The 16538-nt window shown below is 37.0% G+C and carries 15 protein-coding genes; 7 read left to right on the top strand and 8 right to left on the bottom strand.

All coding sequences use genetic code 11. The features are described from left to right. Window positions 1-2: 2 nt before the first annotated feature. The 5 genes from JM84_RS11525 to JM84_RS11505 all read right to left on the bottom strand — a co-directional run bounded on the left by JM84_RS11525 (window position 3) and on the right by JM84_RS11505 (window position 8572). The gene (locus tag JM84_RS11525; RefSeq protein ID WP_144784374.1) at window positions 3-1424 is read right to left on the bottom strand and encodes an efflux transporter outer membrane subunit; all 1422 of its coding nucleotides are present in this window, start codon (window positions 1422-1424) and stop codon (window positions 3-5) included. Next, window positions 1424-4567, bottom strand: a complete 3144-nt coding sequence (locus tag JM84_RS11520) for an efflux RND transporter permease subunit (protein ID WP_144784372.1) — start codon at window positions 4565-4567, stop codon at window positions 1424-1426. Before JM84_RS11520 ends, JM84_RS11525 begins: the two co-directional genes overlap by 1 nt. Window positions 4568-4590: 23 nt before the next feature. Then, complete coding sequence (locus tag JM84_RS11515) at window positions 4591-5727, bottom strand: efflux RND transporter periplasmic adaptor subunit (RefSeq protein WP_144784370.1); 1137 nt, start codon at window positions 5725-5727, stop codon at window positions 4591-4593. Window positions 5728-5733: 6 nt separating this feature from the next. Further along, on the bottom strand, window positions 5734-6237 hold the full coding sequence (locus JM84_RS11510) for a GbsR/MarR family transcriptional regulator (RefSeq protein WP_144784368.1): 504 nt from the start codon (window positions 6235-6237) through the stop codon (window positions 5734-5736). A 292-nt stretch (window positions 6238-6529) separates the two neighbouring features. Continuing rightward, window positions 6530-8572 carry an ATP-dependent helicase gene (locus JM84_RS11505; protein ID WP_261375783.1) on the bottom strand — a complete coding sequence of 681 codons (2043 nt, stop codon included), beginning with the start codon at window positions 8570-8572 and terminating at the stop codon, window positions 6530-6532. 72 nt (window positions 8573-8644) lie between these two features. Here JM84_RS11505 and JM84_RS11500 point away from each other — a divergent pair, with 72 nt between their 5' ends. From JM84_RS11500 to JM84_RS11470, 7 genes are all read left to right on the top strand, one after another. After that, complete coding sequence (locus JM84_RS11500) at window positions 8645-9979, top strand: GIY-YIG nuclease family protein (protein WP_186439124.1); 1335 nt, start codon at window positions 8645-8647, stop codon at window positions 9977-9979. A 482-nt stretch (window positions 9980-10461) separates the two neighbouring features. Continuing rightward, on the top strand, window positions 10462-10938 hold the full coding sequence (locus tag JM84_RS11495) for a ferritin-like domain-containing protein (RefSeq protein WP_013751816.1): 477 nt from the start codon (window positions 10462-10464) through the stop codon (window positions 10936-10938). A 64-nt stretch (window positions 10939-11002) separates the two neighbouring features. Then, window positions 11003-11458 (top strand): BLUF domain-containing protein, encoded by a 456-nt coding sequence (locus JM84_RS11490; RefSeq protein ID WP_144784362.1) that lies wholly within the window; start codon window positions 11003-11005, stop codon window positions 11456-11458. A gap of 173 nt (window positions 11459-11631) precedes the next feature. Then, entirely contained in the window at window positions 11632-12030 is a 399-nt protein-coding gene (locus JM84_RS11485; protein WP_013751818.1) for a VOC family protein, read from the top strand. 65 nt (window positions 12031-12095) lie between these two features. After that, complete coding sequence (locus JM84_RS11480; RefSeq protein WP_013751819.1) at window positions 12096-12620, top strand: DUF421 domain-containing protein; 525 nt, start codon at window positions 12096-12098, stop codon at window positions 12618-12620. Between the two features lie 109 nt (window positions 12621-12729). Beyond that, window positions 12730-13578, top strand: a complete 849-nt coding sequence (locus JM84_RS11475; RefSeq protein ID WP_144784361.1) for a universal stress protein — start codon at window positions 12730-12732, stop codon at window positions 13576-13578. 11 nt (window positions 13579-13589) lie between these two features. After that, window positions 13590-14321, top strand: coding sequence for a sulfite exporter TauE/SafE family protein (locus JM84_RS11470; RefSeq protein ID WP_013751821.1), 732 nt, complete (start codon window positions 13590-13592; stop codon window positions 14319-14321). A 113-nt stretch (window positions 14322-14434) separates the two neighbouring features. Here JM84_RS11470 and JM84_RS11465 read toward each other — a convergent pair whose 3' ends face one another. Genes JM84_RS11465 through JM84_RS11455 form a run of 3 tightly spaced genes read right to left on the bottom strand, consistent with a single transcriptional unit; the run spans window position 14435 to window position 16453 of the window. Beyond that, the gene (locus tag JM84_RS11465) at window positions 14435-15196 is read right to left on the bottom strand and encodes a patatin-like phospholipase family protein (protein WP_013751822.1); all 762 of its coding nucleotides are present in this window, start codon (window positions 15194-15196) and stop codon (window positions 14435-14437) included. A gap of 59 nt (window positions 15197-15255) precedes the next feature. Beyond that, window positions 15256-15909, bottom strand: coding sequence for a uracil phosphoribosyltransferase (gene upp, locus JM84_RS11460; protein ID WP_013751823.1), 654 nt, complete (start codon window positions 15907-15909; stop codon window positions 15256-15258). Window positions 15910-15952: 43 nt separating this feature from the next. After that, window positions 15953-16453 carry a hypothetical protein gene (locus JM84_RS11455; protein WP_013751824.1) on the bottom strand — a complete coding sequence of 167 codons (501 nt, stop codon included), beginning with the start codon at window positions 16451-16453 and terminating at the stop codon, window positions 15953-15955. Between the last annotated feature and the right edge of the window lie 85 nt (window positions 16454-16538).

Below are 16538 nucleotides of genomic sequence, written 5' to 3'. Positions count from 1 at the left end.
TTTTATCTCCATCCACCACCTAAGGCTTCGTATAAATCAACAATAGATACAAGCTGCTGTAGTTTACTCTCGATGATATTAAGCTCTGCGTTAAGAGCACTTTGTCTCGCTGTAAGCAAATCTAGGTATGTTGCATATCCATTTTTTAAGAGCTCCTCAGAGTTGGCTTCTGCTGCGCGTAGCGCAGTAACTTCTTTGTTTATAAATTGGAACTTTTTAGTTTCTGCTTCATATTCAAATAATGCATTTGATACTTCAGTTCCTGCAACAAGCAATGTCTTTTTAAATGCTAGTAAGCTCTCTTCTTGTTGAGCAATTGCAACTTCGCGCTGCGTTCTCAACTTTCGCTGATTGAGAAGTGGTTGTGTTAATCCACCTACAATAGTTGCAAATAGTGAGTTTGCACTTAGTAGCTTATCAATCTCAAGACTTTGGAAACCTCCTGCTGCCGTTAATCGCAATGAAGGATATAAGTTGCTTTTTGCAACATTAGTTAGCTCAAAAGACTGAATCAGATCAAACTCGGCTGCCATTACATCTGGTCTATTAGTTAATAGTGATGCTGGTACTCCTAGTTTTAATTCTTCATCAAGTATTTGACTATCTAATGTACTTCTCTCAAAGCGCTGTCCAGGTTTACCCAGTAAAATACTAAGGATATTTTCTGTTTTAAAAAGTGCAGTCTCAAGATCTACTTGCAACGCCATTGCATTGTTATACTGCGCGATGTTTTGATCTACTGCAACCTGTGTAACCTGTCCTGCATCTTTTAATGCTTTTATAGTTTCTACACTTCGCTCCCTTGTAGTAATCGTTTCTTGAGTGATGGCTATTTGAGCATCTAGTGCAAGTAAGTTGTAATAGGTGTTTGTGATACTTGCAACAAGCTGTGTTTTTACAGCTTGGTGACCCGCTACACTTTTCAAATATGCTGCTTGCGTAGCTCTTTGGTTACTTCTTATTTTTCCCCAGATGTCTGCTTCCCAAGAAAGATTTGCTGTGATATCAAATTGATCTGTAGCTCTATTGGTAAGGAACTGACCAAACTGCGTGTTCTCAGAGAGTACTTGATGTGTGAAATTTGCTCCCACATTTACGGTAGGTAAATAACCAGCCTTTCCTTGTTTCGCGTAAGCTTGTGCAGCAACCACCTGTTGTATAGCGATACGGACATCCATGTTATTTTCAAGTCCTTCTTGAATATACGATTGCAATTGCTCATCTGTAAATAAGGTTCTCCAGGATACATTTGCTACAGAAATACTATCTGTAGGCAAATTGTCTGTTCTATAGAGAGCTTCTGTCTCTGCAGCAAGATCTGGTTGCACATAGTCTTGTGCTACAAAGCAACTTTGTAGTACAACCGCGACTAGTAACAAGAGTATAGGCTTGCTCATATTTTTATAGGTGATAGGTGATTTCATTATTCTTGTGTTTCAATAGTTTGTACTGCTGGTTTACTAGAAATGCGTTCTTGTAACCACTGAAATAATATAAATAAGACTGGGATAACAAATACCCCTAGAATGGTTCCTATAAGCATTCCGCCTACGGCTCCTGTACCTATAGAGTTGTTACCTTCAGATCCTACACCTTTGGCGAGTACCAATGGCATCAATCCTAGAATAAATGCGAAGGATGTCATTAAAATAGGTCTTAGTCGAGATTTTGCACCGTTTATGGCGGCACTCACTATGTCCTCTCCGTTTTTACGCCTAGCGAGCGCAAATTCTACAATAAGAATGGCATTCTTGGCGAGCAGCCCTATCAGCATGATTAGAGCAATCTGGAAATAGATGTTATTTTCGAGACCAAACAACTTAGTGCTTATGTAAGCTCCAAAAACTCCAAATGGTAATGAAAGTATCACGGCAAATGGTAATAAGTAGCTTTCATATTGAGCACTTAATAAGAAGTATACAAAGAGAATACTCAAACCAAATATGAACGCGGTTTGATTTCCTGCATTTACCTCTTCTCTTGTAAGACCAGAATATGCGACAGTATAGTTGTTAGGTAGCTTTGCAGCCTCTTCATCTATAATTCTAATAGCGTCTCCAGTACTAAAACCTTCATTTGTAGCACCAGTAATAGAAGTAGAATTAAAGAGATTAAAACGAGTAACAGATTGTGGTCCATACACACGCTCTAGGTTTACAAACTGCGTGATAGGAGTCATCTCTCCAGAGTCTGTTCTTACATACATACTATTTAAATCCTCAACACCAGCTCTATCATCAGGTAACGCCTGAATATATACTCTAAACTGCTTTCCAAACTTTGAAAAGTCTGATGCATAAATACCTCCTATATATCCTTGTAAGGTGGAGAAGATACTATTAATAGGAACTCCTTTTTCCTTAGCAAGAGGTACATTTATCTCCATCTCATACTGCGGATATTCTGTGTTAAAAGAAGACTGAGCATACTTAATTTCTGGGTGGGACATTAGTGCCGCAGCAAATTCTTTATTGGCAATGTCTAAGTCTTTAAACTCGCCTCCAAACTTGTCTAATAAGTTGACTTCAAAACCAGATGAGTTACCAAACCCTCGAATACTAGGAGGAGAGAAGAATATAATCTTAGCCTCAGGAATATTTGCAACAAGTCCAAAAAGTTTACCTGTGATAGCAGTGGCAGATAGTGAAGGATCTTCACGCTCATCCCAGTTTGCTAGTTTTATAATTCCAAACCCGTAGTTACTTCCGGCACCACTCAGTAAACTTCTACCTTTAATGAAGTTGACAGCAACAACACCATCTAGACTATTTATACGGTCATATAAATCTGTAGTAACAGCGTTTGTTCTATCTAGTGAAGATCCTGCAGGTAGTTCTATGTTTGCGAAGATGATCCCTCTATCTTCATTAGGAACAAAACCTGTAGGAGTTGTGTTTGAAGCCCAAACAATACCAACGATAGCAAGTGCTAGTAATAATACAGGCATCCATTTTTTTCTATATAAGAAAGATAGAGAATGGCCGTATCTCGTTACTGTGGCATTAAAACCTCTATTAAATAAGGCATAGAAGCGTTTTAATGGTCCTTTTCCTTTAAGTTCTTCATCATCTTTATGTGACTTTAAGAGTAGCGCACAAAGTGCTGGACTCAGCGTTAAAGCATTTACCGCCGAAATAAGAATCGCAATAATAAGTGTAACCCCAAATTGCTCATAAAACACTCCTGTAGGTCCCGTCACAAAAGTAACGGGGATAAATACAGCCGCCATTACCAAGGTGATTGATATAATCGCCCCAGAGATTTCATTCATGGCAGTAAGTGTCGCTTTTTTAGGATCTTTTTCTCCCTCATCCATCTTAGCATGCACAGCTTCAACCACTACAATGGCATCATCTACCACAATACCTATGGCGAGCACGAGTGCAAACAGCGTAAGTAAGTTAATAGAATATCCAAAGACACTTAAAAAGAAAAACGTACCAATAATAGAAACAGGTACCGCTATCGCTGGGATAAGTGTAGATCTAAAATCTTGTAAGAATAAAAATACTACGAGAAATACTAATATAAATGCTTCTAGTAATGTAGTAAGTACCTTTTCAATAGATGCGTTTAGGAATAAACTAGTATCATAAGGAACAAAAACATCTAAGCCCTCTGGAAGGTCTTTCTTTACAGATTCTAATGTTACTTTAATATTTTCAATAATTTCTCGTGCGTTAGATCCTTTAGTCTGAAAAATCCCCATAAAAACGGCTGGATTCCCTAAACTTTCTGCATTTGCAGCATATGATTGCGCATCAAGTTCTATAGTCGCAACATCATCTAGACGTAAAAACTGTCCGTTTCCTAATGCCTTAATGATAATATCACCATATTGTTGTTGTTCTTTAAAACGACCACTATAGGTTAGTGTGTATGAAAAAGCCTCTCCATTATTTTCTCCTAATGATCCAGCTGCAGCTTCCAAGTTTTGCTCTTGTAGTACGGCTTGAATATCTGATGGAATTAATCCGTAAGAAGCAAGCTTTTCAGGTTTTAACCAAATACGCATTGCATAATCTTGCTGAGAAAATAAACTTACATCTCCTACACCGCTTATACGCTGCATCGCGGGAATAACGTTTATTTTTAAATAGTTCTGGATGAATGTAGCATCATAATCTTCACTTTCAGAATACATGGAGATAAACATCAAAGCACTTGTTTCTTGCTTTTGCGTAGTAACTCCTGTTTGTACTACCTCCTGTGGTAATAGTGGTGTAGCTCTAGAAACACGGTTTTGTACGTTTACCGCTGCAATATCTGCATCAATCTCTTGATTGAAATATACTGTGATCTCGGCAGTACCATTGTTTGAGGCAGTAGAGGTGATGTAGGTCATCCCTTCTACACCATTAATTTGCTCTTCAATAGGGATAATTACACTTTCTAGCACCGTTTCGGCATTTGCTCCTGGGTAAGAAGCAAGTACTTTTATGGTAGGTGGCGCAATATCTGGGTATTCTTCTATAGGTAAGCTAGTTATGCTTATAGCACCTAGTACCACTATGATAATAGAAATTACCGTTGAAAGCACGGGTCTTTCAATGAATGTTTTTAACATGTCTTGTATTTTTTTAGGGTAACCTAGTTCTTAAATAGCGTTTTTATCGGCTTGGTCGCTTCTTCAAATGGAACTACTTCAGGAGAGATAGTCATGCCGCTTCTTAGTTTTCCTACGCCAGAAACGATAATGGTATCTTCAAGACCGATACCTGATTCCACAACATATAGGTTATCTACTATCGCTTTTACTTTAAGTATTGAAGTTGCTACTTTATTCTCTTTGTCAACTTTGAAGAACATGATATTTCCTTGTTGTTCATAGGTAGCTTCTTGAGGGATAACAATAGCATCTTCATAAATAGTTGGTATTTGAATTTTACCACTATTACCATTTGTAAGTAGCTGATTAGGGTTATCAAAAACTGCTCTAATGCTTACCGTACCTGTACGTTGGTCAATTTGACCTGTGCTAGTTTGTATTTTTCCTTTCTCAGAATAAGTGCTTCCGTTTGCAAGTACTAAACTTACCTCTGAGAAATTAGCTAGCTTTTCGGCAAGATTTTTTCCTTCTGCTTGTTGTAAGAAATCTAAATACTGCTTTTCATTAAGGCTAAAGAAAGCATATACTTTACTTATATCACTTACGGTGGTAAGCGGTTGAGGATCTGCAGGACTTACCAGCGAACCTTCTCTATAAGTAATGGCACCTACAAAACCGTCTACAGGACTTTTAATAGTCGCGTAGCCTATGTTTGCAGAAACACTACTATAATTTGCTTTTGCTTGCGCAAGATTAGCTTTGGCAGTTTCTAATTGTACAGCACTTATGATATTTTTTTCTACTAGTGGCGTCAATTTATCAATTTCAACTTGAGCTACATTTACTCTTGCTTTTGCTGCACCAGCATCTTGATTAAGTGATTGCGTTTCTAGTCTAAATAAAATTTGACCCTTACGTACTTTTTGACCTTCATCAACAAGTACTTGTTGTATATATCCAGATGCTTTAGCTCTTACAGCACTGTTTACAATTCCTTCTAGGCTTGTAGGGTATTCTTGGTAAGCGGTTACAGTTTTAGGCTGTAATTGCACTACTGGAAACGGAGCGGGTGGAGCTTGTTGTGCTGCCGCAGCAGTTTCTTCTTGATTACCACCACAACTTATTGTGATAAATAGCGCAACAAGTGCAAGTAAGGTGAACGATGTATATCTTTTCATGGTACTTTAAATTTCAAATTTGGCGTCTGTTAATTTTGTTCTTAGTATTTCTATAGAAGCGGTAGCTTCATCTAAAAATTTGATGTAGTCATTATGAAAATTCAAATCAAATTTTTCTGAATCGTCACCATCATTTTGGAGATTCATTGTTTCTTTATACGTCTTAATCTCTTCATGTAACTCTCGTACTTCTTTCCACTCATTCATCAGGTTATCTACATGGTGTACTACCATATCCTTATTGATAATAAAGTACTTTTTACGATCACCAGTTTTTGTAAAATACTCTATCTTATTAAGATCTTGTAGGTGATTAAGATGTGTAGAGATAGTACTCTTACTAGCACATAATGTCTTCACCATATCTTCAAAAGTGCTTCCTTTTTTTCCTGTGAGAATCGTGTATGATAATATGCGCGCAGCTACGGGAGCAAGCTGCTCTCTCTTTTCAATATGTACTCCTAGTTTTTCAACGAGGGACATTTTTTCTTTACAAATAGTGTCTGTCATTTCATTAATTTATTCCCATCGCTCCATTGAACAAACAGATGAGATTCAAATACGCGGCAAAATTAACTGTTAGTTCGGAACAAACCGAACCAATCGAAGTTAAAAAAAACATAATTAATATAGCTTTCGCGAAAGCGTGACTACAAAAGGGCCAATCGTTCTTTTCTTTAAGAGAAGAGCATTATTAATACTATTTTTTGCTTAAGGTCTGGGGTTTAAAATCTATAAATAGACAAACCATCCTCTTGAGAAAAGGATAGAAAGGTAACAGTAGGGTCTGGGAAATATGATATTAACTAAAATCCATACCCAAATCTAAATCAATATCATTTTTTACTGCGGCATCTTTATAGGCAGTAAATGTAGATTTCGGGGAAGTCTGAGTAGCAAGGTGATCTGGAAGCTCCTCTAGAAAGTAGGCGCTATTTTCCCCCTGATCTTCTTGTGTATCTGTTTTATGATGAAAAGCATTGATGGAATCTGTTGCTCTTGTGATAATGAGTTCATTTTTTGCTCTAGTGAGCGCCACATATAATACACGTCTATCTTCTTCTACTTCATCTATATTCCCCAGACTGTAGGAGGAAGGGTAGGACTTAGGCGATACATTAAGTACAAAACAAACATCTGCTTCAAGACCCTTAGCCGAGTGTACGGTAGAGATGGTGACGTGATCCTGATGGTCTGTGGTAGTTAATTTACTGCCTTCTAAGGTGTTTTGACCTGAAACATGTGCAGCATTATCTAGAATTCCTTCTGAGATAAAAGCACCAAGCGTCGCATAATTTTCAGAAAGCATTTCTAGTACAGGAAAATCGCCTTTGCGCTTTTCTGTCCAGTCCTTGCTGTACTTCATAGCGAGGTCAAATTCCATCGCGGTGTACAGTTCTTTAATGGCTTGTTTTACGTTGCCTTTATTGTCAAATACGGTTTTATAAAACTTAGATACTTTTTCTCCTTCGGTTCCAGAGATGATAGAGGTAAAGGTATCTGGTCTTATATCTTCTGGTGCGATTTGCATCACCTCAGTCATATAAGAGGTTGCCTTTACAGCGCCAATACCATGAATAAATGTAAAAAAGCGAATCCACGCAATCTCATCTAGTGGATTGTTAATCACTCTCAATACCGCCACTAAATCCTTGATATGAGCAGCTTCAAGGAACTTCCGTCCGCCAAAGGTTTGATACGGAATCTTCTTTTGCAGAAAAATAGCTTGTAATGGTCTAGTATAATATTGCGATCTGCTCAGAATTAGAAAATCAGAAAATGAACTTCCGCCACTAGAAAAGGCCTCTAGAATTTTATTGGCTATATAATTTGCTTCTTCAAATTGGTTATTCACATTCAAGATTACAGGCACTTTCCCAGGTCCTCTGCTTGAGATCAATTTTTTATTATACTGTACAGGTGATTTTTCTAGTAACCAATTTGAGATATCTAGTATCTCTTGTGTAGAACGGTAATTCTTGTCCAGCACTTTTACCGTAGCATCTGCTACACGTTCTTTAAATAAGTGAACATTCTTAAAATCTGCGCCACGGAAACTGTAAATAGATTGTGCATCATCTCCCACACAAAACAGGTGACAGATATGCTCAAAAGGCTTTAATAAAAACCATTGCAGCGGATTAGTATCTTGCATCTCATCAATCAAAATATGCTCGTAGGAGGAAGCCAGAATCTCTCTAGCTTTCTCATCCTTATTCAGCCTATTTGCTATAACAAGCAGTAAATCGTCATAATCTAGGTACTGCTGTCTCTTTTTTTGTAGTTGGTACTCTTTTATAAGATGCTCTAGTTGTGGTCGCAACGTGGCGATATCTTCGGTTACTTGAGGATCATCTTTTCCCTTATAGAGCAACTTACGTACGGTATCTGTGAGATTACTTCTCGTGTTACGGGCAAAGGAAAATATATCGAGAATCTGCTGCGGTTTGATTCTTACTTTCCCGTATTCCTCACTTGCATTACCGCAAGCCATTTTCATCAAACTTAACTGATCATCTGGGTCAATTACCGTAAAACTCGCCGCACCAAAAAGATTAGGAAACTTCACAATAAGCTGGTTACACCAGCTATGGAAGGTGCTACCATTAATTGCGCCGCTTGTACCAGCAGGTAAACCTGCTTTTACACGCTCTACAATCTCGCTCGCAGCTCTTTTTGTAAATGTGAGGATCTGTATCTTTTCTGGACGTACACCAGCATTAATAAGATACTCTGCTCTACCTACAATAGTCTTGGTTTTACCAGTACCTGCTCCTGCAAGTAGTAGTAAGTGTTTGCCATCAAAAGTGATGGCCTCACGTTGCTTAGTGTTATATGAATCTATAATAGCAGTTTTTTTATTTTCAAAGATAGGAAATTATTCATAATTTTGGATTTTATCCTACACTTCAAAAGATTGAGAAGAGCCTTCTTAGATATACAAACTAACAGCAATAATTTAAAAATAGCGAGCGCTATTGCATTTTCTGTGGTCGTTTTTGATGATGAAGAGGAGTTGTATTATCATGAGAGCCTTATCAAACCGCTTCAAGTGCTTTCCCCAGATCAGGAATTCACTTATGGGATTACTAATATATCACTGCGCAAAGCACCATCATTCATAGATATCGCGAGTTTACTCATCGACAACTTGGAAGACTGTGAGATTGCATATTTTGATAATTTCTCTCAGCAATTGCTACGCGGCTCTTTTAGAGAGATTGGGTATCCACTAAGGAAGTCTTCCCTTATTTTTAATGCTACTTCCTCCAGAAAGAGTAGCAGCGCTGCACAACTATCTTTTGCGGAAACTGCAGCTATTCATTCGGTGGAATATGATTCTTTGAAAGCTGGCATGAATGCTCGAGCACTGTCTCAATTGTTTCAAATTAAGGCTAGTGTGGATGATAATAAGAGTTCCGCTTTCGCGAAAGCGGAACAAAACACCATCGCTACCACAAGCCTATATGACCATTTACCGAAAACAAGTGGCGTGTACTACTTTAGGAATGCAACCGACGAAGTGATTTACGTAGGAAAAGCAGTCGACTTAAAAAAGCGAGTGATTTCGCATTTTAAGAGCAGATTAGTTTTTGAAAAGACACTGTGCAAAGAAACCGTCGCTGTAGAATATGTTGAAACCGGAAACGAGTTAATCGCTTTACTCAAAGAGTCGGCAGAGATAAAACAGCTTGCACCTACCTATAATTCGCAACAGATAGAGACCAACAACCCTTGGATTGTGGAATCTAAAATAGATGCCAAAGGAATCTTGAGAATTGTACCCACAGAAAAGAGCTACACAGACTCCTGTCATACCGTTTCTTTTAATAGGGATTCTGTAATCCAGCAACTCAAACTATTACAAATAATGCATGCGCTATGTCCAAGATTTATGGGTGTAGAACGCACTGCTGGTTCTTGCTCTAGCAAAGCTTGTAAGGGCGTATGTAGGGGAGAAGAACCCAAGGAAATATACAATGCAAGAGTATACAAAGCGCTGGAAACTCTCACGAGTAAAGAAGAAACCTACTACCTAGACCTCATAGGGAGAACTAGCAACGAGCGATCATTTGTGCTTGTGGTAGACGGGATTTATATGGGATATGGATATATTACAAATCAAGAGACGGTAAATACCATAGAAGATCTTGAGGCGTATCTTATTCCTCAAGAACATACGTATTACACCAGCCGAAGTATCCTCACACACCTCAAAAAACGCGGAGTTATTAAAAATTTCTTAAGATAGCGCGCTTCAATATTCAACTTTTTACTGCCATTTTGCTGTTTTTATGTTCATTAAAAGGCACTTTTTCTTATTTAATACATCCTCTTGTGTGTAGGAGGTAAGAGCTGTTTTGGTTGATTTTTTTGTCCGAAAATAATATCATTTTCGGTTGTCATAATAATATCTGTTACGGCACTTTTCATTTTAAGAACGCTCTAACACATGGAGTTAAATAAGATTAAATGTCATTTCAAAACTGAGAGTCTCTCGTAATTTTATGAAAAAAAAAGATGGAAAAAGATAAAATAACGAAGACAGATATAAAGGATACAAACGAACGTCCCAACGGATTAGGATATGGTGGAAGAGATAAACCATCATCCAAAGATCTTAGTAAGAACGAGGAAGAGTAGCACTTGTAATATTGCTACGATGTACCGATAACGTGCACATATTAACTAATCATGTGTTTCTTTTAAGAGACACTTTTAAAACTAACAATTATGAAACAGACAACAGCGGAAGCAGCAAGAGAACAATCTCACATAGATATCGTAAACAACTTACAAGGAATTCTAGAAAAGAATTACGATGCAGAGGAAGGATACAAAGAAGCAATGCTCAAGGCAGATAATAGTTACTTAAAAGACTACCTTAAAAACAAGGCAGCAACAAGAGCAACATTTGCCACAGAAATAAGTGACATTATTTTAAAGCTCAATGAAACTCCAAAGGAATCTGGAAGCACAAAAGGAAGTATCCATAGAACATGGATGAGTATTAAAGATGCTTTTAGCTCAAACTCAGACGAGGGAATCCTTGAAGAATGCATACGTGGAGATAAAGCGAGTATAGAGGAGTACAACGAAGTGATGGAAAACCAAGCGTTTCCAGTTGAAATTACAAGCGTACTCACAAATCAATTACTACAGGTAAAAAAATCTGTAAATGATATAAAAAAGATAGAAGATTTGTTCTAGACCCTATCAAGTAAGAAAAAAGTCACCTTCGGGTGGCTTTTTTTTTGCTACCTTATGAAGCAATATGATATTTGGCAAACTTTTTAAATGGATTGGCAGCTCCCCAAAGAGGTTCAAAACCGTTTGTTATATCAGTGAGCACCATTGTAATTTAACTCATTCAGAAGTAAATATACTTCTAAAAAGATCTCAAATTTATAATATTGGACACGGTGTAAATGGTGTTCTTATAAGTGCATCAAATCGATTTTTTCAAATACTAGAAGAAGAGGAAAAGGAAATCAATGAGCTGTTTGAAAGAATTCAAGCAGATGACCGCCATACAAATATTTTAAACCTGTTTAATACAACGATTGACCGTTCATTTTTCTCATCGTACAATAGTTCTTTTAGAGTAGGTCTAGGAAGTGATGAGATTAACGAGATAAATAAATACCTTTCGATTTCCACAAACCATCCCTTTGAAGCAAATGTTGTAGGTATCCTCAATTCCATGGCACTTTCTGCAAGGCTAGCATGAAAACATGAGTTATTGGGATTATAATTTTAAACAGATATTACCTTTAGTCTAACGTTAATAACTGCGGCTACCATTAACACTTCTCCCGCTTCCCGTTAAATTATTCTTTAGGTTTTTATAATGTATATTGAGACACGGCTTTATGTTTTTAAATTTATATAAAACCAATTATTATGAAAGCACAAGCATATTTATCATTTGACGGAAATTGCCAAGAGGCATTAAATTTTTATAAAGGAATTCTAGGTGGAGAGGTTGTAAACCGCGAGACTTGGGAAGGAAAGGAAACAGATATTCCAGAGCACTACCGCAACAAGCTGCAACATGCAGAACTTAAAGGAAAAGGATTTCACTTTATGGCGTATGATGCAGCACCAGATACACCACTTACTTCAGGTAATAAGGTGTGTATGAGTCTAGATTATAGCGATACCGCAGAGGCTCAATCTGCATTTGAGGCGTTAAGCGCGCAAGGAAAAATTAATTCACCATTTCAAGAGACTAGTTGGAACGCACATTATGGACGTTGCACAGATCAATTTGGAGTAGAGTGGATGGTAAATGCCAAATAAATCCACAGAAAACACAAAGTAAAGCCCTCACAAGAGGGCTTTTTTAATCTTAAAAATAAAAATACATGGAAAACTGGATGACCGCATCAATGCCCATTTTAGGTAAAGTATTAATATCAATAATAGCCATATTTACAGTAATGATTATTATCACGAGAATTTCTGGTTTACGCACATTTGCAAAGATGTCAAGCTTTGACTTTGCATCAACCATTGCGGTAGGTTCTGTACTTGCATCCATTATTCTCAACCCAGACCAATCACTTCTTAAAGGAGGAATCGCACTAGCGGGTATTATTGCTTTTCAAACTTTATTTGCCTTGCTAGTGAGGAAAAGTACATTTTTTAAAAATCTAGCTACTAATGATCCATTATTGTTAATGAAGGACGGGAAGATTCTTTATAAAAACTTAGAAAAATCAAATGTAGGTGAGGGAGATTTGATTGCAAAACTAAGAGAAGCAAACGTGCTCGACTACAGTGAGGTAAGAGCTGTTGTACTAGAAAGTACAGGAGACATGTCTGTACTTCATGACGACGGAGACAACAAACTTAATGATCAACTTTTAGAAGGCGTGCGCATTCATTAATTGACTTGTTTTCATTTTTATACTTAAGATAGACATAAATATAGGAGCTGATATAAGTCATAGTTTACTTTCATAGATGTATGTAGGTTTGAGAAAGACCATTACTATTATGAAAAATATTCTCTTACTTACAGACTTTACGTTAAAATCTGATAATGCTCATGCATATGCTTTTGACTTTTTTAAAGGGCAAGAGTGCGAGTTTCACTTACTCAGTATTCAAAAAACGTGGGAGTACACCACAGATGATTTAATGGCCTCTAGTCCTAGAGGGAATATAGACAACGCATTACTTGGTGATAATAGAACCAAGGTGGATGCAATGATTGGTCATTATAAAGAAACTTATAACAGTAGTTCATTCACTTTTCAAGGTCATGTGGATTATGATGTATTTACAGATGCCATAAGCCAGGCTGTTACTGCATATAATATTGATTTAGTAGTATGTGGTACAGATGGCAAAACCGGGATTGTTGAAAATATATTCAGCTCACATGCTCTTAGAATTATAAGAAAAGTGGAGTGTCCTGTACTCGTAATTCCAGAAAAGTATAGATTTATAACTCCTAAAAGAATACAGTATTTACTTGATTATGATGATACTTTTGAGATGTGTGGTAAGGAGCCATTAATTGACATAACTCATAAATATGCATCTAGTATAGATGTTCTGAGACTCACCTTTGGCTTTCATATGGAAGATCATGAATTTGAATATGAGCATACAGAAATCCAGAAGTTATTTCCAAGCACAACCATAAGATACGCTAGGCACATAGATGAAAATCCCGTAGCGGTAATAAGAGAATCTCTATTGAAGAGATCTTGCCAACTTCAAGTACTATCCGCCAAAAATCAAACTTTTTTAGAACGTATATTTTCATATTCGCATCTATCACAGATTGTTAATACTGTGACTACACCCTTGTTGATATTAAGAGATTGTAACTCTTAACCTTAGGTTGTATGCTCACTAGATACCTTCCCGTATTTTTATTACTAGCCTTACTGGCCGAAATTTTAGGAACCGTAGGTGGATTTGGGTCATCAGTATTTTTTGTGCCCATAGCAAATCTTTACTTCGATTTTCAATCTGTACTTGGCATCACGGCACTATTTCACTTGTCTAGCAACGTTACTAAGATCGCTTTTTTTAGAAAAGGATTAGACAAGCGTCTCTTGCTTTACCTAGGTATTCCTGCTGTAATTTTTGTGACGATAGGAGCATTTACAAGCAAGTATGTAGACCCTACATTTCTAGGACTTATACTGGGCATATTTCTCATTCTCTTGAGTCTTACTTTTTTGATATTTAAAAAACTAACCATCAAAGATTCTCCTAAAAATGCAATCACGGGAGGTATACTTTCTGGTTTGAGTGCAGGGTTGCTAGGTACAGGAGGAGCCATACGAGGTATTACTATGGCAGCCTTCAAGATGGATAAGGCAACTTTTATTGCAACTTCTGCAGTGATTGATCTTGGCGTAGACTTTAGCAGGACTGTCATTTATTTTTATAACGGATACATACATAGGCATGATCTTTACCTAGCTCCATTATTACTCGTAGTAGCAGTCGCTGGTACATGGATAGGTAAGAAAATTTTAAACCATTTTTCTCAAGAGCAATTTAGAAGTTTTGTACTTGTATTGATTTTACTCGTTGGTATCGCCAGTATTGCGTCAGATTATATTTGAACGAGTTCAGCTATCTAGAGTTATGAGCTCTCTGTTGTAAATGCTATGATAGATGTAAAAGGTTGTTACGCTTTCGCGAAAGCGTTATTATCACTATACAAAGTCTTGAAAACCTATTTAAAAAGATCAGAATTTTCAAGTTGCTTACAAGCCTCTTCATAACCAATCTCAAAAATCGCAGGAATACTTCGCATGCTGAAAGTGCCAAATTTGGCTAACTTCTCTGGGCATATTAATAAATCACAGTCTTTAAACTTGTTCAGTCCTTTTTGATGTAAGTTGATTTCATAAGCTCTATTGAGTACTTGATATGAGTATTTTAAATCTCCTATTTCAATAGTACTCAGCGGATTTACATAACTACCGATAATGACGTCACACTTGGGTACAAGTGGTTCTATAGGAAAGTCATCTATCACACCGCCGTCAAAGTAATGAACACCGTCAATCTCTATGGGAGTAAAAATCCCAGGAAAAGAAGCAGATGCGATAACTGGATTAATTAAAGGACCAGCGTCAAAGGTGCGCAGTTGGCCAGTAATCACCGTAGTCGCTGTAATGGATAATGGTAGTTGTAGCGACTCAAAACTATCTTCTGAGAAATATGCCGATAGGTCTTTGTGAAATAACAAGGAATCTAAGAAGCCAGGTTTCCTTCGAGCAAATCTTTTTATGGAGAAAACAGGCGTTGTTTTAAAAAAATCATAAATCGCTTCCCAGTCGTGACCAGCAGCATATAGCGCACCTACAATAGCGCCAGCACTAGTGCCAGAAATATGCGTAGGTTTAATATTATGTTCTGATAATGCTTTGAGTACGCCCAGATGAGCAACACCTTTAATTCCGCCTCCAGAAAAAGAAAGACCTATATTCATGATTGATTTATTATAATGCTAAGATAGCAAACCGTGTAACGGAATATCTTAAGATTTACTTACAACTTCACACCATAACTCAAATCTCCAGCATCACCTAGACCCGGAATAATATATCCTTTTGAACTAAGCTTATGATCAATAGCCGAAATCCACAAATGCGTGCTCTCTGGAAATTCCTTTTGCACATAATCAACTCCTTCTTGAGAACCAATTACTGAGATAATGTGTATTTGTGCTGGTGTGCCATGAGGTTTTAATGCATCAAGCACATTTTTAAGCGTTTTACCCGTTGCAAGCATAGGATCCGTAAGGATTAACGTCTTACCCTCAAGCGATGGAGCCGCTAGATATTTTACAATAACCTCAAATTCATCATCATCATTAGGGTGATTTCTATAGGCAGATATAAATGCATTTTCTGCTCCGTCAAAATAATTGAGGAGTCCTTGATGTAATGGTAATCCCGCACGTAATATAGAGCACAACACAATGTCTTGTTGTGGTAAACTCATTTCCTTTTCTCCTAAAGGAGTTTGTACCTTTTTAGTATCAAACTCTAATGATTTACTCATTTCATAAGCTAGAATTTCTCCTACACGTTCAATATTTTTTCTAAAACGCATTGCATCTTTCTGAATATCATGGTCTCTCAACTCATAAATAAACTGGTTAAGGATAGAATGATCTTTAGAGTAATCGTGTATGTGCATATCAAGAATTTTTAATGAGATATAAATATATAGAAAGGCAGACTTATAAGACCTTTTTTAACACGGAGTACATAAAGGATTGTAGTCGGTACATTTCTGTTCTACCTGTTTTTTTTCCTATTCTACCCGCAATATAAAGACCAATCCAAATAAGAAAAAGCAGTATCATGCCTAATAATGGAAATATGTAAGATAGTGTCAAAGTAATGTTAGTGTATAACCATACTGCACTTGCCATAAATAGAATAAAAACTACAAAATGAAAAAACATAAATAGTGTCCATACCGTTGGGCTAGGTCCATAAAGTCCCTTTATTACAGTAGGTTGTGTATCTATTTTATAGACTTCAAGATGTAGTTGTGGAGACCAGAAATGTTGCTCATTCTTAGGTATGCTTATGAAGATATGATCATCTGCTCGATGTACTATAAAGTCTTTTGAGACTGCCCCTACATCTTCATAAGCACGTAGAATCGTTTCTGGAAGCACAGTATACTCAAGCGTAAAACGCGGTCTTAATACAATATCATTAGGAAGTTCCATAGGTCAGATGTTTCTAGTAATTATTATCATACTAGTAGGGCGATGTATATTATAAATATAGTTCTGTTCTATGGTATGTAATATG

The organism is Dokdonia sp. Hel_I_63 (genome assembly GCF_007827285.1).
GTDB lineage: Bacteria > Bacteroidota > Bacteroidia > Flavobacteriales > Flavobacteriaceae > Dokdonia.
Note: the sequence above shows the minus strand (reverse complement) of the source record. Positions and strands in the feature narration are given on the sequence as shown.